This is a genomic window from Streptomyces sp. NPDC004658 (assembly GCF_040609555.1).
Lineage (GTDB): Bacteria > Actinomycetota > Actinomycetes > Streptomycetales > Streptomycetaceae > Streptomyces.
Window position 1 is genome coordinate 21,693 of record NZ_JBEXKG010000011.1, and the last position, 22,500, is coordinate 44,192.

A 22,500-nucleotide genomic window follows, 5' to 3' on the forward strand; every position below is an offset into this window, starting at 1 on the left:
CGGTTGTGGACAGCGGCGTCACCCGGTACCTCGCCGGTCCCGTACACTTCTTCTGGCGATCCGGGTCACCGGGTCGACTTCGCACGCCCCGGTACGGCAGCCGGCAACGGTTCCTACCAAGCGCCCCTCGGTCCCTCGCGGCACGGCGCATCGCGGGCGTCAGGCGCGGCCGCCGTCCGGCGGACGCGGCACAACCGAGAACACCAAGGAGAAACGGCCATGGCCGTCGTCACGATGCGGGAGCTGCTGGAGAGCGGCGTCCACTTCGGTCACCAGACCCGTCGCTGGAACCCGAAGATGAAGCGCTTCATCTTCACCGAGCGCAACGGCATCTACATCATCGACCTGCTCCAGTCGCTGTCGTACATCGACCGCGCCTACGAGTTCGTCAAGGAGACCGTCGCCCACGGCGGCACGGTCATGTTCGTCGGCACGAAGAAGCAGGCGCAGGAGGCCATCGCCGAGCAGGCCACCCGCGTCGGCATGCCCTACGTCAACCAGCGCTGGCTGGGCGGCATGCTCACCAACTTCTCGACCGTCTACAAGCGTCTGCAGCGCCTGAAGGAGCTGGAGCAGATCGACTTCGAGGACGTGGCGTCCTCCGGTCTGACCAAGAAGGAGCTGCTGGTCCTCTCCCGCGAGAAGGCCAAGCTGGAGAAGACCCTCGGTGGTATCCGCGAGATGCAGAAGGTGCCGAGCGCCGTCTGGATCGTGGACACCAAGAAGGAGCACATCGCCGTTGGTGAGGCCCGGAAGCTGAACATTCCGGTCGTCGCGATCCTCGACACCAACTGCGACCCCGACGAGGTCGACTACAAGATCCCGGGCAACGACGACGCGATCCGCTCCGTCACCCTGCTCACCCGCGTGATCGCCGACGCCGTCGCCGAGGGCCTCATCGCCCGCTCCGGCGTCGCCACCGGCGACAAGGGCGAGAAGGCCGCGGGCGAGCCGCTCGCCGAGTGGGAGCGCGACCTGCTCGAGGGTGAGAAGAAGGACGAGGCTCCGGCCGCCGAGGCCGAGAAGCCGGCCGAGGCCGCTGCCGAGGCTCCGGCCGCCGAGGCGCCGGCCGCCGAGGCCGAGCAGGCCTGACGCCGATCCGTCAGCGTTCGACGGCGGGGGCGGGACATGACTCCGCCCCCGCTGTTCACCCGTAGGTCGGCACGACGTACGCGGCCCGCGTTCCCCTGGGACCCGGACCGCGGACCGTGCGGATCTGAAGATCTTCCAGACTTCGAGAAAGACTCACAGACTCATGGCGAACTACACCGCCGCCGACGTCAAGAAGCTCCGTGAGCTGACCGGCGCCGGCATGATGGACTGCAAGAAGGCGCTGGACGAGGCCGAGGGCAACGTCGAGAAGGCCGTCGAGGCGCTGCGCATCAAGGGCCAGAAGGGCGTCGCCAAGCGCGAGGGCCGCTCCGCCGAGAACGGCGCCGTGGTCTCCATCATCGCCGACGACAACTCCTCCGGTGTCCTGGTCGAGCTGAAGTGCGAGACGGACTTCGTCGCCAAGGGCGAGAAGTTCCAGGCCGTGGCCAACGCCATCGCCGAGCACGTCGCCAAGACGAACCCGGCCGACATCCAGGCCCTGCTGGCCTCCGAGATCGAGCCCGGCAAGACCGTCCAGGCGTTCGTGGACGAGGCCAACGCCAACCTCGGCGAGAAGATCGTCCTGGACCGCTTCGCGCAGTTCTCCGACGGCTACGTCACCGCCTACATGCACCGCACCATGCCCGACCTGCCCCCGCAGATCGGTGTCCTGGTCGAGCTCGACAAGCCGAACGCCGAGGTCGCCAAGGGCGTCGCCCAGCACATCGCCGCCTTCGCGCCGAAGTACCTCTCCAAGGAGGACGTGCCGGCCGAGGTCGTCGAGTCCGAGCGCCGCATCGCCGAGGAGACCACCCGCGCCGAGGGCAAGCCCGAGGCCGCGATCGGCAAGATCGTCGAGGGTCGTCTCAACGGCTTCTTCAAGGACGCCACGCTGCTCGGCCAGCCGTACGCGCTCGACAACAAGAAGTCGGTCCAGAAGGTGCTGGACGAGGCCGGTGTCACCCTGAAGCGCTTCTCGCGCATCAAGGTCGGCATCTGAGTCCGTACCGCGATCGACGCGCGACCCCGGAGAAATCCACGAGGAAATCCCGATAAGGTCGACCGCAGTCGTCCGCGTACACCGCCACACCCCGGCGTGCGGCGGACGGCAGCAGATCTGACGAGGAGGCCATTGCCGCGCATGGGAGCGAAAAGCAACCCCATCGGCAATGGCCTTCTTCGTATGTGCAACACGTGAAAGAGTTGGGATCCCCATGACCACCAAGGCCCAGAAGAGCGACGACGGCAAAGTACGCGGCCGGTTTCTGCTGAAGCTGTCCGGAGAGGCCTTCTCCGGTGGCGGGGGCCTGGGCGTCGACCCGGACGTGGTGCACAAGATCGCCCGCGAGATCGCGGCCGTCGTGCGCGACGGCGCCCAGATCGCGGTCGTCATCGGCGGCGGCAACTTCTTCCGCGGCGCCGAACTCCAGCAGCGCGGCATGGACCGCGCCCGCTCCGACTACATGGGCATGCTCGGCACCGTGATGAACTGCCTCGCCCTCCAGGACTTCCTGGAGAAGGAGGGCATCCAGTCCCGCGTGCAGACCGCCATCACCATGGGCCAGGTCGCCGAGCCGTACATCCCGCTGCGCGCCGTGCGCCACCTGGAGAAGGGACGCGTGGTCATCTTCGGCGCCGGTATGGGCATGCCGTACTTCTCCACCGACACCACCGCCGCCCAGCGCGCCCTGGAGATCGACGCCGAGGCGCTGCTCATGGGCAAGAACGGCGTGGACGGGGTGTACGACTCCGACCCCAAGACCAACCCCGACGCCGTCAAGTTCGACGCCCTCGGCTACGGCGAGGTCATCACCCGCGACCTCAAGGTCGCCGACGCCACCGCCATCACGCTGTGCCGCGACAACAAGCTCCCGATCCTCGTCTTCGAGCTTCTCGCGGAGGGCAATATCGCCCGCGCCGTCAAGGGTGAGAAGATCGGCACGCTGGTGGGTGACCAGGACAGCCGGGACTGACCCGGGATCAACCCGGCCGGTGACGTACGGCCCTGTGAGGGGGCCGGACCCTGGCCGGGGGATGGACAATGTCCTGCCGGTCGGGAACCGTGCAGGAAGAAGACGCGACGCAGCCGGCCGCCGACCGACTTCAGGAACCGCAGCCGGGCCTTACTCAAGACACGCAGGAGCAAGTGGTGATCGAAGAGACCCTCCTCGAAGCCGAGGAGAAGATGGAGAAGGCCGTCGTGGTCGCCAAGGAGGACTTCGCCGCGATCCGCACCGGCCGTGCGCACCCGGCGATGTTCAACAAGATCGTGGCCGACTACTACGGTGCCCCGACGCCGATCAACCAGCTGGCCTCGTTCTCCGTGCCGGAGCCGCGCATGGCGGTCGTGACCCCGTTCGACAAGAGCGCGCTGCGCAACATCGAGCAGGCCATCCGCGACTCCGACCTGGGCGTCAACCCCAGCAACGACGGCAACATCATCCGGGTGGTGTTCCCCGAGCTGACCGAGGAGCGCCGCCGCGAGTACATCAAGGTCGCCAAGGGCAAGGGCGAGGACGCGAAGGTGTCCATCCGCTCGGTGCGCCGCAAGGCCAAGGACGCCATCGACAAGCTGATCAAGGACGGCGAGGTCGGCGAGGACGAGGGCCGTCGTGCGGAGAAGGAGCTCGACGACACCACGGCGAAGTACGTCGCCCAGGTGGACGAGCTCCTCAAGCACAAGGAAGCGGAGCTGCTCGAAGTCTGATGAGCGACTCTTCCTGGGGGGCGCCGCCATCGGCGGGCCAGGCCGGGTACTGGGGGCCCACCGGGGGCGGGCCCGCCCAGCCTGTCCCGGGGGCCGGCCCGGCGGGTCCCGCGTACGATGCGCCTGAGGCGCAGCAGACTCGCCCCATGCCCATCGTGCCGGACGCCCCCGCGTATGGCGGAGGAGACCAGGACGACGACCGGGGGGCCGCTCGGCTGAGCGGCCCCTTGTTCCGAGACGAGACGTTCCAGGCCCGGGAACTCCCGGCCGAGACCCAGAACCCGGAGCCCATGCCCGACGTCCCGCAGCCGGCGCCAGCGCCGCAGAAGAAGAGCGCGGGCCGTGACCTCGGCGCGGCCATAGGCGTCGGCGTCGGGCTCGGTGTGGTGATCGTCGCGTCCCTGTTCATCGTCAAGGCCGTGTTCGTCGGCGTGATCGCGGTCGCCGTCGTCGTCGGTCTGTGGGAGCTGACCAGCAGGCTCCAGGAGCGCAAGGGCATCAAGGCGCCGCTGGTGCCGCTCGCGGTCGGCGGCGCGGCGATGGTCGTCGCCGGCTACGTGCGCGGTGCCGAGGGCGCGTGGATCGCCATGGCGCTGACGGCGCTGGCCGCGCTGGTCTGGCGGATGACGGAGCCACCGGAGAACTACCTCAGGGACGTCACGGCCGGCCTCTTCGCCGCGTTCTACGTGCCCTTCCTGGCCACCTTCGTCGCGCTGATGCTCACCGCCGACGACGGTTCCTGGCGGGTGCTCACCTTCCTGATCCTGACGGTCGTCAGCGACACCGGCGCCTACGCGGTCGGCTGGCGCTTCGGCAAGCACAAGCTCGCGCCGCGCATCAGCCCCGGCAAGACCCGCGAGGGGCTGGTGGGCGCGGTGCTGTTCGCGATGGCCGCCGGCGCGCTGTGCATGCAGTTCCTGATCGACGACGGCCGCTGGTGGCAGGGTCTGCTGCTGGGCCTCGCGGTCGCGGCCAGCGCCACGCTGGGCGACCTCGGCGAATCCATGATCAAGCGGGACCTGGGCATCAAGGACATGGGCACCTTGCTTCCCGGGCACGGCGGCATCATGGACCGGCTCGACTCGCTGCTGCCCACGGCTCCGGTGGTGTGGCTGCTGATGGTGATCTTCGTCGGCTCCGCGTGACCGGTACGGCTCTTCGGCCTCCGTCCTGAAACAGGGCGGGGGCCGTCGTCGTACCCCTGGTGTCGTACGGAGGCCGGTGTCGTACGGAGGCCGGTGTCGTACGGAGGCCGGTGTCGTACGGCGGGTGGTGTCGTACTCGGGCACCCCCGGCACCCGGATGCCGCAGCACGAATCGGCGGCCGGTGTCGGCGCGCGGCAGACTTCCTCAGAGGACGGCCGTTCCACCGCCGCCCGGCGACGCAGCAGGGAGTGAGCCGATGCCCCTCGACCCGACGCCCGCCACCGCCGGCCCCGCCTCCGCCGATCAGGCCCCCATCGACCCGGCCCCCACCTCCGCCGACCCCGGTCCCGGCCCCGCCGCCGCCCCGCCATCCCCGCCCGTCCGGTTCTGGCCCGTCGAGGATCTGCCCGGACTCGTCCCCGACCCGTTCCTGGACGTGCTGTCGCGCGAGGAGCCGGTCACCCGGATCAAGCTGCCGTACGGCGAGGGGTGCGCGTGGCTGGTCACGCGGTACGAGGACGTCCGGTTCGTCACCTCCGACCCGCGGTTCTCCCGGGAACGGGTCGTCGGCCGCGCCGTCACCACCATGCGCCCGGCGCCGGTGGCCTCGCAGACGGCGGGCCTGCAGTACATCGACCCGCCCCGGCACACCCGCTTGCGCCGGGTCGTCGCCCGCGCGTTCACCGGGCGGAGCATGCGGCGGCTGCGGCCGCTCGCGGAACGCAGGGCAGCCGACCTGCTCGACGGGATGGCACGCGCCGGCGCCCCGGCCGACCTCATGGAACACCTGCACGGACCCTTTCCGATCGCCGTGCTCCGCGACTTCCTCGGTGTGGAGGAGAAGGACTGGCACCGCTGGGCCACGACGGGCGAAGCCCTGCTGTCCGCGGGCGCCGAGTCGGAGGAGCGGGCCAGGGAAGCGGCCCGGACCACCCGGGCCCGGATCACCGAACTGCTCGAAAGACGCCGGGAGGAACCCCGCGACGATCTGGCCGGCGTGCTGGCGCGCGCCGCCGCGGCCGGGGAGATCACCGACGACGAGGCGGTCTCCCTCGCCATCGCCGTCCAGGTCAGCGGCGGCCACGCGGTCCGCAACAACAGCGGTTCGATGATGTACGCGCTGCTCACCCACCCCGGACACCTGGACCGGCTGCGCCGCGAGCCCGAGCTTCTGCCGCGGGCCGTGGAGGAACTCTTCCGCTACGTCCCGCACCGCAACGGCGTCGGCATCCCACGCGTCGCCACGGAGGACGTGCGGGTCGGCGGCCGGCTGATCCGGGCCGGTGACGTCGTCTACAACGCCTACCTCGCCGCCAACCGCGACCCCGCGGTCTTCCCCGACCCGGACACCCTGGACTTCGACCGCGTCAACCTCGCCCACGTGGCCTTCGGGTACGGCCCGCACCACTGCCTGGCCGCCGTCATGGCCCGCATGGAGGCCGAGGTCATGATCGACGCCGTCCTGACCCGCTTCCCCGGCATCCGGCTGGCCGTGCCACCCGAGGAGGTCGAGTTCCAACGGCAGGGCCTGATCCGCGGGCCGAGGACCCTGCCCGTGACGTGGTGACACGTTCCATGGCAAGGTACGCGGGAACACAGGGGGGAACATGATCTATCCACTGCTCGGCGTCCTGGCCCTCGCCATCGGCGGCTGCGTGTGCGTGGTCTGGGCGGAGCGCGGCGGCCCGCGCTGGGTCCGCGTCGTCGCGGCGCTCACCCGCGGCGCGGGCGAACTGCTGAGCACCGCCCAGAAGAGCGGCCGGCGCCGGGGCGGCAGCGGGGACACCGACGGCGACTAGAACGGTCACCTCACCGTGCCGTCGGAGCGGCAACGGGTCCGTGAACGTGCCGCGCTCGGCGATCGGCGTCGGGAGGCCGGCCACGTCACTCGGCGTCGAACCAGGGCTTGTTGGCGGCCCAGTGCTTGACCCACCCGGCGAATCCCGGCTCAGCCGTGGTGAATCCGAACTCGGCTCCGAACGGGGTGGCGCCTTCCCCGGTGATCAACCAGACGTGTCCACGATGCGCGCCGGTGACGACGAGGTGCCAGTACATGCCGCACCCGTCCGATCCGAGGACGATCGACCCGTGATCGAAGACCCGGCCCATGACCAGGTCGGTCTCCTCGGACGGCTCCGAGTCGTCCTCTTCCCACAGCCACTGCGAGGTGAGGGGGAAGGGCCGGCTCAGGTCACGTACGGGCCGGTCGTCCCCCCAGTCATCGGGCAGCTCGGCCAGGCCCAGCAACCCGTAGTCCGGCGGCCCGGAGGGCGAACCGTCGGTGATCTCGGCGACGAAGGTGCGGTACGGCTCCGGCAGAACCATGCCGTGCTCCGCTTCGAACGCGCGCACCGCTTCCCAGCCCAGCGCGGACCGAGCGCCATCGTCGACAGCGAAAGCCGCACGAAGCGCCGCGAGGTCATCAGGGTTCGCCTGTTCAAGATCCATGCGGCCCATTGATACCAGTCAGCGGTGACAGAACTCCCGGCTCGCGTCATGGCCGGATCGCTCCCTTGTGTGCCCTTCGTGTACGTGTCACACAGTTGAAAGGCGGGTGATCGGGCGAAGGGGGCGCTGCATGTCCATGCCGGGGGGCGATCCGGCAGCACCGTCGGACTGGGCGGTCGAGCGGTTCGGGCGGCATGCCGGCGCGCTCGCCGCCGCGGTTCCAGTGCAACTGGCCAAGGCGCATGCCAAGGCTCACGCGGCGCACATGGCGGCGGGGCTGAAGAAGCGGAGTCCCTACGGTGTCGCCCTCGCCGGAGCGGTGCGTGAGGGGCTGGCGGACGCGGCACGGGAGCTGGGGGAGTCCGTGCGGGACGTACGGGGATACGAGTACGCCGTGATCAACGAGCACGCGCTCTTCCCTTTCCGGTACGCGGACAAGCCGCGGCCCCTGGATCGTGCGCGGTTGCCCGCCAACGCATCCCCCACCCGGCGGCGGCTTTTCCGGGCCCACGGGCCGCAGACTCCGGACGGGCTGTTCGAGGTCGACGCCGGCCTGGCGACGGAGGAGTACCTGGGACTGCACGAGGCGTTCGAGGAACTGGGGGCCTCCACGAGACTCGTCTGCGTGTGCCGGGTGCTCGGCCGCTCGACGGGCTCTGGGGCGGCCGGGCCGTCCCTGGGCCGTCCGAGGCCGCTCAGCGGCGACAGGTGGCGACCACTGACGACAGTCGCAGCGAACGGCACCCGCAGCCCACCCAAGTCGATCTGCGACACTGGAACCACCATGCCCAAGCCCGGAGAACTCACTTTCGTCGCGCCGCGCGGAGCCAAGAAGCCGCCGCGGCATCTCGCCGACCTCACGCCTGCCGAGCGCAAGGACGCCGTGGCCGGGATCGGTGAGAAGCCGTTCCGTGCCAAGCAGCTCTCGCAGCACTACTTCGCGCGGTACGCGCACGAGCCGGAGCAGTGGACCGACATCCCCGCCGGTTCCCGCGCCAAGCTCCAGGAAGCGCTGTTCCCGGAGCTGATGACCGTCGTCCGGCATCTGTCCACCGACCAGGGGACCACGCGCAAGACGCTCTGGCGGCTGTTCGACGGGACGCTGGTCGAGTCCGTGCTCATGCGGTACCCGGACCGGGTCACCATGTGCATCAGCTCGCAGGCAGGGTGCGGTATGAACTGCCCGTTCTGCGCGACCGGGCAGGCGGGGCTGGACCGGAACCTGTCCACCGCGGAGATCGTCCACCAGATCGTGGACGGCATGCGGGCCCTGCGGGACGGCGAGGTGCCCGGCGGGCCCGCGCGGCTGTCCAACATCGTCTTCATGGGGATGGGTGAGCCGCTCGCCAACTACAAGCGGGTCGTCGGTGCCATCCGGGCGCTCACCGACCCGACGCCGGACGGGCTCGGTCTCTCGCAGCGCGGGATCACCGTCTCCACCGTCGGACTCGTGCCGGCCATCCACCGGTTCGCGGACGAGGGTCTCAAGTGCCGGCTCGCGATCTCCCTGCACGCCCCCGACGACGAGCTGCGCGACACCCTCGTCCCCGTGAACACGCGGTGGAAGGTGCGCGAGGTGCTGGACGCCGGGTTCGAGTACACCGAGAAGTCCGGGCGCCGGCTGTCCATCGAGTACGCGCTCATCCGCGACATCAACGACCAGGCGTGGCGGGGGGACAGGCTCGGGCGGCTGCTGAAGGGCAAGCCCGTGCACGTCAACCTCATCCCGCTGAACCCGACGCCGGGGTCGAAGTGGACCGCGTCGCGCCCGGAGGACGAGAAGGCGTTCGTGGAGGCCATCGCCGCCCACGGCGTGCCCGTCACCGTCCGGGACACCCGTGGACAGGAGATCGACGGAGCCTGTGGTCAGCTCGCCGCCACCGAGCGGTAATCTGACCCCGTCCACATATCTTCATATTCCGACAGGGGAGCGCCACAGCGCTGAGAGTGCGGCGGACAGGGCCGCAGACCCTCTGAACCTCGCCCAGGTCATTCTGGGTAGGAAGTTCGGTCATCACTCAAGCTGTTGCGCCCTGCCCGGGTCTCCCCAGCGGAGCCCGGGCAGGGCCGCGTCTCTTCCTGGCCAACCCCAGGAGGACATCCAGTGCACAACAAGACCTTCGTGGCCGTGGCGGTCGGGCTCGGCCTGATCGGGCTGTCCGCGTGCGGTGCGTCGGACGGGGGGTCGTCCTCGGACTCCAGGACCGTCACCCTCGTCAGCCACGACTCGTGGGCCGTGTCCAAGAAGGTGCAGCGGGACTTCGAGAAGCAGTCGGGGTACAAGCTGCGGGTCCTCAACGACGGCGACGCCGGGCAGGCCGTCAACAAGGCGATCCTGACGAAGGACAACCCGCAGGGCGACGTGTTCTTCGGCGTCGACAACACCCTGCTCTCCCGCGCCCTCGACAACGGGCTGTTCCAGCCGTACACGGCCAAGGGCCTCGACAAGGTCGCGGCCCCCTACCAGCTGGACCGGGCCAAGCACCGGGTCACGCCCGTCGACTACGGCGACATCTGCGTCAACTACGACAAGGCCTGGTTCAGCAAGCACAGGCTGGCCCCGCCGCAGACCTTCGCCGACCTGGCCAAGCCGCAGTACAAGAACCTCCTCGTCACCGAGAACGCGGCCACCTCCTCTCCCGGCCTCGGCTTCCTGCTGGGCAGCGCCGCGCGGTTCGGGGATGGGGGTACCTCCCGCTCGAGCGGAGCCGAGAGTGGGGGAGGGTGGCAGGACTACTGGAAGAAGCTCAAGGCCAACGGCGTCAAGGTGGTCGACGGCTGGGAGCAGGCCTACTCCCAGGAGTTCTCCGGCTCCACCGGGGGGAAGAAGGCGGGCGGTGACCGGCCGCTCGTGGTGTCGTACGCCTCCTCGCCGCCCGCCGAGGTGATCTACGCCAAGAAGCGGCCCGCCACCGCCCCGACCGGCGTGGCCACCGGCACCTGCTTCCGGCAGATCGAGTTCGCGGGGCTGCTCAGCAACGCGAAGAACCCCGAGGGGGCCAAGGCGTTCATCGACTTCCTGGTCTCCAAGGAGTTCCAGGAGGACATGCCGCTCAACATGTTCGTCTACCCGGTCGTGAAGGGGGCCGCCGTCCCCGCCGACTTCACGAAGTACGGGCCGGCCGCCAAGGACCCCGAGACCATGGCCCCCGACAAGATCGCCGCCAACCGCGACCAGTGGGTCAAGTCGTGGACGTCACTCGTACTGAAGTGACCGCCCGCGCGAGGGACAGGCGCGGGAGCGCGGCGCGGCTCGGCCTCATGGCCCTGCCCGTCGCGTTCTTCGCGCTGTTCTTCGCCTGGCCCGTGGCCGCGATCGTCGCGCGCGGGCTCAGGATGGACGGCGCCTGGCACCTGGGGCGGATCGCGGACGTCGTCGCCCAGCCGGACATCCGGCACGTGCTGTGGTTCACCACCTGGCAGGCGCTCGCCTCCACCGCGCTCACCCTGCTGCTCGCCCTGCCCGCCGGCTACGTCTTCGCCCGCCTCGACTTCCCGGGCAAGCAGGTGCTGCGGGCCGTCGTCACCGTCCCGTTCGTGCTGCCGACCGTCGTCGCGGGCAGCGCCTTCCTGGCACTGGTCGGCCGGGGCGGACTGCTGGACGAGCTGTGGGGGGTACGGCTGGACACCACGGTGTGGGCGATCCTGCTGGCCCATGTCTTCTTCAACTTCGCGGTCGTCGTCCGGACCGTCGGCGGGCTGTGGGCGCAGCTCGACCCCCGGCAGGAGGAGGCCGCGCGGATGCTGGGCGCCTCCCCGCTGACGGCCTGGCGGAAGGTCACCCTGCCGGCGCTCGCGCCCGCCGTGGCCGCCGCCGCCCTGATGGTGTTCCTGTTCACCTTCACCTCCTTCGGCGTGGTGCAGATCCTCGGCGGCCCGACCTTCTCCACCCTCGAAGTGGAGATCTACCGGCAGACCTCCGAGGTCTTCGACCTGTCCACGGCCGCCGTCCTCACGCTGGTCCAGTTCGCGGCGGTCGGCGCGGTCCTCGCCGTGCACGCCTGGACGGTGCGGCGCCGGGAGACCGCGCTGCGGCTCGTGGACCCGGGGGCGACCGCGCGGCGCCCGCGTGGGGCCGGGCAGTGGGCCCTGCTCGCCTCGGTGCTCGCCACCGTCGCGCTGCTGCTCGTCCTGCCGCTCGCCGTTCTGGTCAGCCGCTCCCTGGACGCGCCCGGCCTCGGCTACTACCGGGCGCTGACCCGCGCGGACGGCGGTACGTTCCTGGTGGCGCCCGTGCACGCGGTGTGGACCTCGCTCCAGTACGCGGTCGCGGCCACCGGCATCGCCGTGGTGATCGGCGGTCTCGCCGCCGCCGCGCTGGCCCGGCGGGACGCGGGACGGCTGGTGCGGGGCTTCGACGCCCTGCTCATGCTGCCGCTCGGCGTCTCCGCCGTGACCGTCGGCTTCGGCTTCCTGATCGCGCTCGACGAGCCGCCGCTCGATCTGCGCCAGTCCTGGCTCCTGGTGCCGCTCGCCCAGGCGCTGGTCGGCGCCCCGTTCGTCGTACGGACCATGCTGCCCGTGCTGCGCGCGGTGGACGTCCGGCTCAGGGAGGCGGCGGCGGTGCTCGGCGCCTCGCCCTGGCGGGTGTGGCGGGAGGTGGATCTGCCGCTGGTGCGGCGGGCGTTGCTGGTCGCGGCCGGGTTCGCGTTCGCCGTGTCGCTCGGCGAGTTCGGGGCCACCGTGTTCATCGCCCGCCCCGACAACCCCACGCTCCCGGTCGCCGTGGCCCGGCTGCTCAGCCGCCCCGGCGACCTCAACTACGGCCAGGCGATGGCCCTGTCGACGATTCTGATGGTGGTGTGCGCCGCCGCGCTGCTGCTCCTGGAGCGGCTGCGGACCGACCGGACGGGGGAGTTCTAGATGCTGCTGAGCCTGGATGCCGCGACCGTGCGCTTCGGCGGGCGGGCCGTGCTCGACGCCGTCGGGCTCGATGTCGCCGAGCACGAGGTGGTGTGCGTCCTCGGCCCCAGCGGCAGCGGCAAGTCGACCCTGCTGCGGGCCGTGGCCGGACTCCAGCCCCTGTCCGGCGGACGGGTCCTGCTCGACGGCCGGGACCAGGCGGGCGTCCCCGCGCACCAGCGGGGCGTGGGACTGATGTTCCAGGACCACCAGTTGTTCCCGCAGCGGGACGTCGGCGCCAACGTCGCCTTCGGACTGCGCATGCACGGCGTCGCCAAGGGCGAACGGGACGCCGAGGTGGGCCAGTTGCTGGAGCTGGTCGGGCTGCCCGGCGCCGCCCGACGGGCGGTGGCCTCGCTGTCCGGCGGCGAGCAGCAGCGCGTGGCCCTCGCCCGGGCGCTCGCGCCCCGCCCCCGGCTGCTCATGCTGGACGAGCCGCTGGGCCAGCTGGACCGCTCGCTGCGGGAGCGGCTGGTGGTCGAACTGCGCGAGCTGTTCGGCCGGTTGGGTACGACCGTGCTCGCCGTGACCCACGACCAGGGCGAGGCGTTCGCGCTGGCCGACCGGGTGGTGGTGATGCGGGACGGGCGGATCGCGCAGACCGGGACGCCGCTCCAGGTGTGGCAGCGGCCCGCCGACGCGTTCGTCGCCCGCTTCCTCGGCTTCGAGAACGTGGTCCCGGCGACCGTCGCCGGCACGGCCGCCGACAGCCCGTGGGGCAAGCTGCCGGTGCCCGACGGTTCCGCGCAGGGCAACCGCACGGTCCTCGTCCGGCCCGCCGGCGTCCGGCTCGTCCCCGCCGACCAGGGCCTGGCGTGCACGGTGACCGCCCGCACCTTCAGGGGCACCCACGTGGCCGTCCACCTCCAGCCGGCGGACGGCCCCCGGCTGGAGGCGGCCTGCCCGCTCCGGGACGCGCCGGAGCCCGGAGCCCGGGTCGGCGTGGAGTTCGACGTGGCCGAAACCGTCGTGCTCGACTGATCAGGACGCCCCTAGGGTGAGGTCATGTCCGTGCTCACGCATGACCGTTACTGTGACGAGATCGCCCACCAGGTCGAGCGGTTGAGAGCCGTGGTGACGTCCGGCGCCGACCTGTCCGCCACCGTGCCGACCTGCCCCGACTGGTCGCTGGAAGACCTCGTGCGCCACACGGGGGGCGCCCTGCGCTGGGTGGACACCCTGGTGCGCACCCGGGCGCGGGAGAACATCCCGCCGGAGCGGGTGCCGCTGGGCGCCGGTCCGCAGGGGCGCGGGGACGCGGCGGCCCTGGACGAGTGGCTCGCCGACACCGGTGAGCGGGTCGTCGGCGCGCTGCGCGAGGCCGGTCCCGACACCGGGGTGTGGGCGTGGGCCGGGATGCTGAACACCGGCTTCTGGGCCCGCCGTATGGCCTGCGAGATCACCGTGCACCGGGCCGACGCCACGCTCGCCGCCGGGCTTCCCTACGAGGTCGCGCCCGACATCGCGGCGGACGCGCTGGACGAGTGGCTCCAGCTCGTGGAGTGGGTGCAGGGCAACACGCCCCGCGAGGCGGCGCGGGATCTGCGCGGCCCGAAGCGCTCGATCCATCTGCACGCCACCGACGCCGACCCGGCCCTGCACGCCGAGTGGATGGTCGAGCTGGGCGAGGAGGGCGTGAGCTGGCGGCGCGGGCACGAGAAGGCCACGGTCGCCCTGCGCGGCCCGCTCACCTCGGTGCTGCTCGCCTTCTACCGCCGGCTGCCGCTGGACACGCCCGGCCTGGAGGTGCTCGGCGACCGGGAGGTGCTGGAACTCTGGCTGGAGCGGACCGTGTTCGGCTGACGCGCTCCGGCCCGTCCCCTGGGCACAGGGAACGGGCCGGAGGCGGTACGGCGGTGCGGTCAGCCGTTGCGGCTCGCCCCGCGGCGGCGCATGCCGAACCAGACGGCGCCACCGCCGACGACGACCAGGAGGGCCGCGACGCCGGCTATCAGGCCGGTGTTGGAGTTCGCACCGGTCTCGGCGAGGTTGGACTCACCGGCCGCCGGGGACGGCGCGTTCTCGGAGGTGCCGGCCGGGGCGGAGCTCGACCCCGAGGCCGACGGGGCGGGGGTCGCCGGCTGGGCCGGGGCGGACTTGCTCGGCGACGACGACGGCGACGGAGAGGGCGACACGGTCGCGCTCGCCGTCGGCTTCGGGGACTCGCTCTCGGTCTCGCAGGCGGTGGACGGGGTCACCAGGTCCGGCTGGATGTCCTCGTCGACGATGGTGCCGGCCTTGACGTGGATCCGGTAGGTGGCGCTCGGCTTCCAGTCCTCGGAGAAGGTGATCCGAACACCCTCCTTGGACCCCTTGACCGGCTGCTCGCCGATCTTCGTCTCGACACCGCCGACGCCCTTGAGGAAGACGCTGACGGTGGCGTCCTTGGCGGACGCGTCGGTGTCGGTGACGACGATGACGCCCTTGCCGCCGTCGCACTTGGCTTCGGCGGAGAAGTCCTTGATGTTGCACGCGAGAGCGGAACCGGCCAGGCCCAGCACCAGCGCCGCGGACCCGGAGGCGACACCCAGAACGCGCACGGAACGGCGTACGCTACGGAGAGTCTTGGACAATGTTTGTCCTTTACAGAGTGCAATTGCGGGGGGTGGAGGGGACGTTGGGGCGACGAGTGAGACACGGACAGCTGAGGCCCCAGCGACCCCGGGAGGCTCACAGGTTTATAAGCGCTCCATAAGTAGTGTCAACGCATCGGCCGTCAACGGCCGTTGACTTTGCCCGCATATTAACCGCCCAGACGTTTGAGCGCGTCCGGAGCCTGCTCGATCCGGTCAACGAGGGCGATACGGGACTCCATCGCCCGCCCCCGCGCCAGCGACCTGAGCAACGGCCAGGCCGGCAGCTCCCGCGTCCAGTGCCCGCGGTCCACGAGCACCATCGGGGTCGGCTCGCCGCGCGACTCGTAGTAGTTGGGCGTCGCGTTGTCGAAGATCTCCTGTACGGTCCCGGCGGCGCCCGGCAGGAAGACCACCCCGGCGGTGGAGCGGGCCAGCAGGCCGTCCTCGCGGGTGGCGTTGGCGAAGTACTTGGCGAGGTGCGCGGCGAAGGCGTTCGGCGGCTCGTGGCCGTAGAACCAGGTGGGGATGCCCACCGAGTCCCCGCCGCCCGGCCAGCGTTCGCGCACCTCGAAGGCGGCGTGCGCCCACTCGCCGACCGACGGCCGGAACGAGGGCGCCTTGGCGAGCAGCCGGAGCGCGTCGTCCAGCATGCCGTCGGCGAACGGGGCTGCGTACGCGCCGAGGTTGGCGGCCTCCATCGCGCCCGGTCCGCCACCGGTGGCGACCGTGTAACCGGCCCGGGCGAGTGCGCGGCCGAGCCGGGCGGCACCGGCGTAGGCGTCCGTCCCCCGGGCCATCGCGTGGCCGCCCATGACGCCCACCACCCGGGCACCCGCGAGGAGTTCGTCCAGGGCGTCGGAGACGGCGTCGTCGTGGATCGCGCGGAGCATCGAGGCGAAGACGTCGCCGTCGGCCCTCGTCCGCTGGAACCAGGCGTAGGCGCGCGCGTCCGGCGTCACCTCGTACCCCGCGTCCAGCGACTCGAACAGTTCGTCGGGCGTGTAGACGCGGGCGCGGTAGGGGTCGAACGGGAGCCCCGGTACGGGCGGGAACACCAGGGCTCCTCCCGCGCGGACCCGTGCGGCGGCCTCGGGGTCCATCGGGCAGCCGAGGAAGACGGCACCGGTGGTGTCGAGGCGGAGCAGGACGTCCGTACGGCTGGTCAGGTCGACGGCCTGGACCCGGAACCGGGCGAGCGAGCCGTGTTCGGCGACGACCTCGTCGAACTCGGCGAGGGACTCTATCTCGCGGTCGTGGGCGGCGCGGTGCGGCTGGGCGGGTGTCGATGGCACCCGCCCATGCTGGCACGGATGTTCGGCCGCGGGGTCAGCTCTGGATGGCCGCCGGGTCCATCCACACCACTTCCCAGGTGTGCCCGTCGAGGTCGTCGAAGGCGCGGCCGTACATGAAGCCCTGGTCCTGGGTCTGGCCGGTCGCCGTGCCGCCGGCCGCGACGGCCTTGTCGACCAGTTCGTCCACCTGCGCGCGGCTCTCGGCGCTCAGGCAGATCAGCACCTCGCTGGTCGTCGTCGCGTCGGCGATCTCCTTCTTGGTGAAGGTGGCGTAGAACGGCTTGGTCAGCAGCATCGCGACGATGGTGTCGCTGATCACCACGGAGGCCGCCTTCTCGTCGCTGAACTGCGGGTTGATCGAGTAGCCGAGTTCCGTGAAGAACTTCTTCGAGGCGTCGAGGTCGTTCACGGGCAGGTTCACGAAGATCATCTGCTGGTACATGCGGGCCTCTCCCGTCCGGGTCGTGCGCGGTTCGTCGTGCTCGGTGGGTAGACCGGCGGCCCGCGCCGGACTCATCGGTGACCGCTGAACTTCTTTTTCAGTTCAGCGGCAGTGCCGACAGGCCGGCGACCCCGAGGGTGAGCGGGCCGAACAGGGCCAGCAGGGCGGCCACGCGCAGAGCGGCGGCGCCCCGCAGCATCACGGCGGGCGCGCCGAGGCGGAGCAGCGCGGCGACGGTGTCGGCGCGGCACTGGCGGGCCTCCACGGCGGCGGTGAGGAGGGTGGCGAGCGTGGAGCCGGCGACGACGAGCGCGCCGAGGGCGGAGAGCGGGCCGGAACCGGGGGCCGGGCCGGCGCCGTCGTACAGGGCGGTCATGGCGTAGCCGGCGGACGCCACCGCGCACACCACGCCCAGCGGGCGGCCGATCCGGGCGGCCTCCGCCATGAGGACCCGGCCGGCGAGCAGTCTCAGCGCCCCCGGGCGGGTGGACTGGAGGAGCCGCCCGCACAGGTGGGTGAGGCCCGGGGCGGCCAGGACGAGACCGGTGGCGGTGAGGAGCCAGCCGAGGAGGACGGCGAGCGAGGGGGCGGGGGTGGAGCGGCCGGCGTACGCCTGTACGGCCAGTCCGGCGGTGACGAGGGCCACGCCCCAGGGCAGCCCGGAGGGGGCTCGGACCTCGGCGTCCGGTGCGGTCGCCGGGGGTTCGGCGTCGGGCGCGGGGTCCGGCGCCGACGCGTCGCCGTCCGCGTCCACCGCCCCGGCGGTACGACCGCCCGCGGGAGGCGGGTCGGCTGCGGCCGGCGCCTTCGGCTCCGCCGCCCGTGCCCTGAAGCGTCCCGCCGCCCCGAACGTCTCCTTCTTCGGGGCCTGCCCGTATGCCCCGAAGCGGCCGAAGCCCCGGCCGGTCCGGGGCGGGGGAAGCGGGTCCGCCGGGCGCAGGGCCAGGGCCACCGCCGTCGTCGCGGTGGCCGGGAGCAGGCCGAGGAGGGTGAGGGTCGCCGGCACGGGCAGGGAGCGGTCCGCCGCCAGGGCGTGTGCCGCCGCGCCGTCGAACGGCATGCCCGTCAGGTCGCCGCGCAGGTGCAGGAAGACCAGCAGGGCCAGCAGCGAGCCCAGGGTGCAGGACAGGGCCGTCGTCAGGGCGGAGACGGCCATGAGGCGGGCCGGGCCGAGGCCCACGGCGGACAGGCCGGGGCGCGGCCGGGTGCCGGGGTCGGTGCGGGCGACCGCCAGCGCGAGGTACACCGTCGCGGCGAGCGGTACCGCGCACCAGGCCAGGCGCAGCGCGGCGGCGTCCGCGGCCCGCGGGTGGTTCAGGGCGTGGGCGAGGCAGGACAGTAGCAGGAAACCGGTGCCCGCCGACGCGGCGGCCACCAGCAGGCGGCGCAGCTGGACGGCGGGCCGGGCGGCACGGGTCAGGCGGAGAGCGAGCACGCCGCCCGGCCTTCCGTGTCGGGGCTGTCCGGCAGGTGCACGGTGTGCACGCGCCGCCCGTCCAGCAGGGCAACCGTACGGTCGGCGAGGGCGGCGGTCTCGGCGTCGTGCGTGGCGAGGACGACCGTGATGCCGTGCGAGCGGGCCGCCGCGGTGAGCGTGCGCAGGACGTGGGCGCGGTCGGCGCGGTGCAGCGGGGCCGTGGGCTCGTCGGCGAAGAGGACCGTGGGCGCGGAGGCGAGCGCGCGGGCGATGGCGACGCGTTGCCGTTCGGCGTGCTGGAGGGCGCGGGGGCGGCTGCGTGCCTTGTCCCCGACGTCCAGCCGCTCCAGCCACTCCAGCGCGGCCACCTTGGCCCGGCGGCGCCCGACGCCGCGCAGCATCAGCGGCAGCGCGGCGTTCTCCCACACGTTCAGCTCGGGGACGAGGAACGGCTCCGGGTCGATCCAGGTGAAGCGGTCCCGGCGCAGTCGCTCGCGGGCCATCGGGCCGAGCGTGTGCACGGGGGAGCTGTTGAACCAGACCTCGCCGCACCGCACCGGCTCCAGGCCGGACAGGCAGCGCAGCAGGGTCGTCTTGCCGCTGCCGCGCGGGCCGCTGACGGCGAGGATCTCGCCCTGCCGTACGCCGAGCGAGATCCCGGCGAGTCCGGGGGAGCCGTCGCGGTGGCTGAAGTGCAGGGAGCGTGCCCAGAGCACGTCGTTGTCCGGCGGAGCCTCCATGGGCGTACACCTCGGTTCAGATCCGTTTTCCCGTGCCTGTTCCCCCGTCCGGGGGAACGAAGGCAGGGCCGATCGGTCACTGGCACGCTAGGCAGGTCCCGGACGGGAGCCCGGACAGCACACGGCCCCGGGCCGCCGTTCTCACTCGAACGGAGGGCACCGGGGCCGGATCGGTCATCCCGTCGGATGATCAGAGCTTGGTCCACGCCTCCGTGAGGGTGGCCCGCAGGATCTGCTCGATCTCGTCGAAGGTCCCCTGGTCGGAGATCAGCGGCGGGGCGAGCTGGACGACCGGGTCGCCGCGGTCGTCGGCACGGCAGTACAGGCCGTTGTCGAACAGAGCCTTGGAGAGGAAGCCGTACAGGACGCGCTCGGTCTCCTCGTCGTTGAAGGACTCCTTGGTGTTCTTGTCCTTCACCAGCTCGATGCCGTAGAAGAAGCCGTTGCCGCGGACGTCGCCGACGATCGGCAGGTCGTGCAGCTTCTGCAGGGTCTGCAGGAAGGCGCCCTCGTTGTCCAGGACGTGCTGGGTGAGGTTCTCGCGCTCGAACAGGTCGAGGTTGGCGAGGCCCACCGCGGCCGACACGGGGTGGCCGCCGAAGGTGTAGCCGTGCAGGAAGGTGTTGTCGCCCTTGTAGAACGGCTCGGCGATGCGGTCGGAGACGATGCACGCGCCGATCGGGGAGTAGCCCGAGGTCATGCCCTTGGCGCAGGTGATCATGTCCGGCACGTAGCCGAACTTGTCGCAGGCGAACATCGTGCCGAGGCGGCCGAAGGCGCAGATGACCTCGTCCGACACGAGCAGCACGTCGTACTGGTCGCAGATCTCGCGCACGCGCTGGAAGTAGCCGGGGGGCGGCGGGAAGCAGCCGCCGGCGTTCTGCACCGGCTCCAGGAAGACCGCGGCGACGGTGTCCGGGCCCTCGAAGAGGATCTGCTGCTCGATCTGGTCGGCGGCCCAGCGGCCGAAGGCCTCCGGGTCGTCGCCGTGGATGGGCGCGCGGTAGATGTTGGTGTTCGGGACCTTGTGCGCACCCGGCACCAGCGGCTCGAAGGGGGCCTTCAGAGCCGGCAGGCCGGTGATCGACAGGGCGCCCTGCGGGGTGCCGTGGTAGGCGACCGCGCGGGAGATGACCTTGTACTTGGTCGGCTTGCCCTGGAGCTTGAAGTACTGCTTGGCGAGCTTCCAGGCGGTCTCGACGGCCTCGCCGCCGCCGGTGGTGAAGAAGACCTTGTTCAGGTCGCCCGGGGCGTAGTCGGCGAGGCGCTCGGCCAGCTCGACGGCCTTGGGGTGGGCGTAGGACCACACCGGGAAGAAGGCGAGCTCCTGGGCCTGCTTGAAGGCGGTCTCGGCGAGTTCCGTGCGGCCGTGACCGGCCTGGACCACGAACAGACCCGCGAGACCGTCGAGGTAGCGCTTGCCCTTGTCGTCGTAGATGTAGGTGCCCTCACCCCGGACGATGGTCGGGACGGGGGAGTTCTCGTACGAGGACATGCGGGTGAAATGCATCCACAGGTGGTCGTACGCGGTGCGGCTGAGGTCCTTGCTGCTCACGGTTATCGGGTCCTCACGGTTATCGGGTTCCCCACATGTAGGTCTGCTTCTTGAGCTTCAGGTAGACGAAGCTCTCGGTGGAGCGCACTCCGGGCAGGGACCGGATGCGTTTGTTGATGACGTCCAGCAGGTGGTCGTCGTCCTCGCAGACGATCTCGGCGAGGATGTCGAACGAGCCCGCGGTCATCACCACGTACTCGACTTCCGACATGTCAGTCAGCGCGTCCGCGATCTTCTCGACATCGCCCTCGGCGTTGATCCCGACCATCGCCTGCCGGCGGAAGCCCACGGTGAGCGGGTCCGTGACGGCGACGATCTGCATCACGCCCTGGTCCAGCAGCTTCTGCACGCGCTGGCGCACGGCCGCCTCGGACAGGCCGACGGCCTTGCCGATCGCGGCGTACGGCCGGCGGCCGTCCTCCTGGAGCTGCTGGATGATGGCGAGGGAGACGGCGTCCAGCTGGGGACTGCCGCCGTTCCTGGACTCGCGGGAGGAGTCCCTCTGGTCTGCGCTTCGACTGGCCACGGCCTCACTGTGCACGACGTCTCGACAGTTTCGCAAGGCCCGATCAATGAAATCCGTTGTTTACGAGACCGCACCTTGCGGATTTCGCAGAAGTGGTCGCGCCGGGGGTGTTGAAAACGTCGGTGCGCCGACTAGGGTGGGTGTCTCAGAGATCGGACAGCTTGAACCAGATCAGGAGGCCGGCAGTGAGCACCGAGCTGCGTCGTCTGCGCAACTACATCGACGGTGAGTTCCGGGACGCCGCCGACGGACGGACCACCGAGGTGGTCAACCCCGCGACGGGCGAGGCGTACGCCACCGCGCCGCTGTCCGGGCAGGCGGACGTGGACGCCGCCATGGAGGCCGCCGCCCGCGCCTTCCCGGGCTGGCGCGACACCACGCCGGCCGAGCGCCAGAAGGCCCTCCTGAAGATCGCCGACGCCTTCGAGGAGCGCGCCGAGGAGCTGATCGCCGCCGAGGTGGAGAACACCGGCAAGCCGGTCGGGCTCACCCGCTCCGAGGAGATCCCGCCGATGGTCGACCAGATCCGCTTCTTCGCGGGCGCGGCCCGGATGCTGGAGGGCCGCTCGGCCGGCGAGTACATGGAGGGGATGACCTCGATCATCCGCCGTGAGCCGGTCGGCGTCTGCGCCCAGGTCGCGCCGTGGAACTACCCGATGATGATGGCCGTGTGGAAGTTCGCCCCGGCCATCGCCGCCGGCAACACGGTCGTCCTGAAGCCGTCGGACACCACCCCGGCCTCCACCGTCCTGATCGCCGACATCATCGGCTCGATCCTGCCCAAGGGCGTCTTCAACGTCATCTGCGGCGACCGCGACACCGGCCGCATGATGGTCGAGCACGACATCCCGGCCATGGCGTCCATCACCGGCTCCGTGCGCGCCGGCATGTCCGTCGCCGAGTCCGCCTCCAAGGACCTCAAGCGGGTCCACCTGGAGCTGGGCGGCAAGGCCCCGGTCGTCGTCTTCGAGGACACCGACATCGCCAAGGCCGTCGAGGACATCTCCGTGGCGGGCTTCTTCAACGCCGGCCAGGACTGTACGGCCGCGACCCGCGTCCTCGTCCAGGAGTCCATCCACGACGAGTTCGTGGCCGCGCTCGCCAAGGCCGCCTCCGAGACGAAGACCGGCCGGCCGGACGACGAGGACGTGCTCTTCGGCCCGCTGAACAACCCCAACCAGCTCAAGCAGGTCTCCGGCTTCATCGACCGCCTCCCCGCCCACGCCAAGGTCGAGGCGGGCGGCCAGCAGGTCGGCGACAAGGGCTACTTCTACGCCCCGACCGTCGTCTCCGGCCTGAAGCAGGACGACGAGATCATCCAGAACGAGGTCTTCGGCCCGGTCATCACCGTCCAGTCCTTCACCGACGAGGACCAGGCCGTCGAGTGGGCCAACGGCGTCGAGTACGCCCTGGCGTCCTCGGTGTGGACCAAGGACCACGCCCGCGCGATGCGCATGTCCAAGAAGCTCGACTTCGGCTGCGTGTGGATCAACACCCACATCCCGCTGGTCGCCGAGATGCCGCACGGCGGCTTCAAGAAGTCCGGCTACGGCAAGGACCTGTCGGCGTACGGCTTCGAGGACTACACGCGCATCAAGCACGTGATGACGTCGCTGGACGGCTGACGGCCGCTCGGGCCGATCGTCCGTGGACACGG

At 71.2% G+C, this 22,500-nt stretch carries 22 protein-coding genes and 1 riboswitch; of the genes, 14 read left to right on the forward strand and 8 right to left on the reverse strand.

The window, feature by feature from the left end; genetic code table 11:
* Positions 1-219 precede the first annotated feature (219 nt).
* The 7 genes from rpsB to ABZV94_RS06990 all read left to right on the forward strand — a co-directional run bounded on the left by rpsB (position 220) and on the right by ABZV94_RS06990 (position 6,744).
* The gene (rpsB, locus tag ABZV94_RS06960; RefSeq protein ID WP_356338002.1) at positions 220-1,092 is read left to right on the forward strand and encodes a 30S ribosomal protein S2; all 873 of its coding nucleotides are present in this window, start codon (positions 220-222) and stop codon (positions 1,090-1,092) included.
* 163 nt (positions 1,093-1,255) lie between these two features.
* Positions 1,256-2,092: a translation elongation factor Ts gene (gene tsf / locus ABZV94_RS06965; RefSeq protein ID WP_356338004.1), complete on the forward strand. Its 837-nt coding sequence runs from the start codon at positions 1,256-1,258 to the stop codon at positions 2,090-2,092.
* A 214-nt stretch (positions 2,093-2,306) separates the two neighbouring features.
* Positions 2,307-3,065, forward strand: coding sequence for a UMP kinase (pyrH, locus tag ABZV94_RS06970; protein ID WP_171152412.1), 759 nt, complete (start codon positions 2,307-2,309; stop codon positions 3,063-3,065).
* Positions 3,066-3,241: 176 nt separating this feature from the next.
* Positions 3,242-3,799, forward strand: a complete 558-nt coding sequence (frr, locus tag ABZV94_RS06975; RefSeq protein WP_014675285.1) for a ribosome recycling factor — start codon at positions 3,242-3,244, stop codon at positions 3,797-3,799.
* Complete coding sequence (locus ABZV94_RS06980) at positions 3,799-4,944, forward strand: phosphatidate cytidylyltransferase (protein ID WP_356338007.1); 1,146 nt, start codon at positions 3,799-3,801, stop codon at positions 4,942-4,944. Before frr ends, ABZV94_RS06980 begins: the two co-directional genes overlap by 1 nt.
* A 257-nt stretch (positions 4,945-5,201) precedes the next feature.
* Positions 5,202-6,512, forward strand: coding sequence for a cytochrome P450 (locus ABZV94_RS06985; protein ID WP_356338009.1), 1,311 nt, complete (start codon positions 5,202-5,204; stop codon positions 6,510-6,512).
* A 40-nt stretch (positions 6,513-6,552) separates the two neighbouring features.
* The gene (locus tag ABZV94_RS06990) at positions 6,553-6,744 is read left to right on the forward strand and encodes a hypothetical protein (protein WP_356338011.1); all 192 of its coding nucleotides are present in this window, start codon (positions 6,553-6,555) and stop codon (positions 6,742-6,744) included.
* 85 nt (positions 6,745-6,829) lie between these two features.
* On the opposite strand, the gene ABZV94_RS06995 is transcribed toward ABZV94_RS06990, so the two are convergent.
* Positions 6,830-7,312: an SMI1/KNR4 family protein gene (locus ABZV94_RS06995; RefSeq protein ID WP_356338107.1), complete on the reverse strand. Its 483-nt coding sequence runs from the start codon at positions 7,310-7,312 to the stop codon at positions 6,830-6,832.
* Here ABZV94_RS06995 and ABZV94_RS07000 point away from each other — a divergent pair.
* The 6 genes from ABZV94_RS07000 to ABZV94_RS07025 all read left to right on the forward strand — a co-directional run bounded on the left by ABZV94_RS07000 (position 7,274) and on the right by ABZV94_RS07025 (position 14,098).
* Positions 7,274-7,405, forward strand: coding sequence for a hypothetical protein (locus ABZV94_RS07000; protein ID WP_356338113.1), 132 nt, complete (start codon positions 7,274-7,276; stop codon positions 7,403-7,405). The genes ABZV94_RS06995 and ABZV94_RS07000 overlap by 39 nt on opposite strands.
* Before the next feature lie 772 nt (positions 7,406-8,177).
* A complete protein-coding gene (gene rlmN, locus ABZV94_RS07005) occupies positions 8,178-9,284 on the forward strand; it encodes a 23S rRNA (adenine(2503)-C(2))-methyltransferase RlmN (RefSeq protein WP_356338109.1) in 1,107 nt (368 codons plus the stop codon).
* Between the two features lie 23 nt (positions 9,285-9,307).
* Positions 9,308-9,416, forward strand: a riboswitch (TPP riboswitch).
* Between the two features lie 81 nt (positions 9,417-9,497).
* Positions 9,498-10,607 carry a thiamine ABC transporter substrate-binding protein gene (locus ABZV94_RS07010; RefSeq protein WP_356338013.1) on the forward strand — a complete coding sequence of 370 codons (1,110 nt, stop codon included), beginning with the start codon at positions 9,498-9,500 and terminating at the stop codon, positions 10,605-10,607.
* A 47-nt stretch (positions 10,608-10,654) separates the two neighbouring features.
* On the forward strand, positions 10,655-12,256 hold the full coding sequence (locus ABZV94_RS07015; RefSeq protein ID WP_356338015.1) for an iron ABC transporter permease: 1,602 nt from the start codon (positions 10,655-10,657) through the stop codon (positions 12,254-12,256).
* Entirely contained in the window at positions 12,257-13,276 is a 1,020-nt protein-coding gene (locus ABZV94_RS07020; protein WP_356338016.1) for an ABC transporter ATP-binding protein, read from the forward strand.
* 24 nt (positions 13,277-13,300) lie between these two features.
* Positions 13,301-14,098, forward strand: coding sequence for a maleylpyruvate isomerase family mycothiol-dependent enzyme (locus tag ABZV94_RS07025; protein WP_356338018.1), 798 nt, complete (start codon positions 13,301-13,303; stop codon positions 14,096-14,098).
* Between the two features lie 59 nt (positions 14,099-14,157).
* On the opposite strand, the gene ABZV94_RS07030 is transcribed toward ABZV94_RS07025, so the two are convergent.
* The 7 genes from ABZV94_RS07030 to ABZV94_RS07060 form a co-directional block, all read right to left on the reverse strand.
* On the reverse strand, positions 14,158-14,835 hold the full coding sequence (locus tag ABZV94_RS07030) for an LAETG motif-containing sortase-dependent surface protein (RefSeq protein WP_356338020.1): 678 nt from the start codon (positions 14,833-14,835) through the stop codon (positions 14,158-14,160).
* A gap of 203 nt (positions 14,836-15,038) precedes the next feature.
* Positions 15,039-16,163, reverse strand: coding sequence for a Rossmann fold nucleotide-binding protein (locus tag ABZV94_RS07035; RefSeq protein ID WP_356338022.1), 1,125 nt, complete (start codon positions 16,161-16,163; stop codon positions 15,039-15,041).
* A 34-nt stretch (positions 16,164-16,197) separates the two neighbouring features.
* A complete protein-coding gene (locus tag ABZV94_RS07040; RefSeq protein ID WP_356338111.1) occupies positions 16,198-16,605 on the reverse strand; it encodes a VOC family protein in 408 nt (135 codons plus the stop codon).
* A 97-nt stretch (positions 16,606-16,702) separates the two neighbouring features.
* Entirely contained in the window at positions 16,703-18,040 is a 1,338-nt protein-coding gene (locus ABZV94_RS07045; protein ID WP_356338023.1) for a hypothetical protein, read from the reverse strand.
* Positions 18,022-18,762: an ATP-binding cassette domain-containing protein gene (locus ABZV94_RS07050; RefSeq protein ID WP_356338025.1), complete on the reverse strand. Its 741-nt coding sequence runs from the start codon at positions 18,760-18,762 to the stop codon at positions 18,022-18,024. The genes ABZV94_RS07045 and ABZV94_RS07050 overlap by 19 nt, the downstream gene beginning before the upstream one ends.
* A 190-nt stretch (positions 18,763-18,952) precedes the next feature.
* On the reverse strand, positions 18,953-20,317 hold the full coding sequence (locus ABZV94_RS07055; protein ID WP_356338027.1) for an aspartate aminotransferase family protein: 1,365 nt from the start codon (positions 20,315-20,317) through the stop codon (positions 18,953-18,955).
* Positions 20,318-20,336: 19 nt separating this feature from the next.
* A complete protein-coding gene (locus ABZV94_RS07060; protein WP_041665515.1) occupies positions 20,337-20,858 on the reverse strand; it encodes an Lrp/AsnC family transcriptional regulator in 522 nt (173 codons plus the stop codon).
* 170 nt (positions 20,859-21,028) lie between these two features.
* Here ABZV94_RS07060 and ABZV94_RS07065 point away from each other — a divergent pair, with 170 nt between their 5' ends.
* Positions 21,029-22,468 (forward strand): gamma-aminobutyraldehyde dehydrogenase, encoded by a 1,440-nt coding sequence (locus ABZV94_RS07065; RefSeq protein WP_356338029.1) that lies wholly within the window; start codon positions 21,029-21,031, stop codon positions 22,466-22,468.
* The last annotated feature ends 32 nt before the right edge of the window (positions 22,469-22,500 follow it).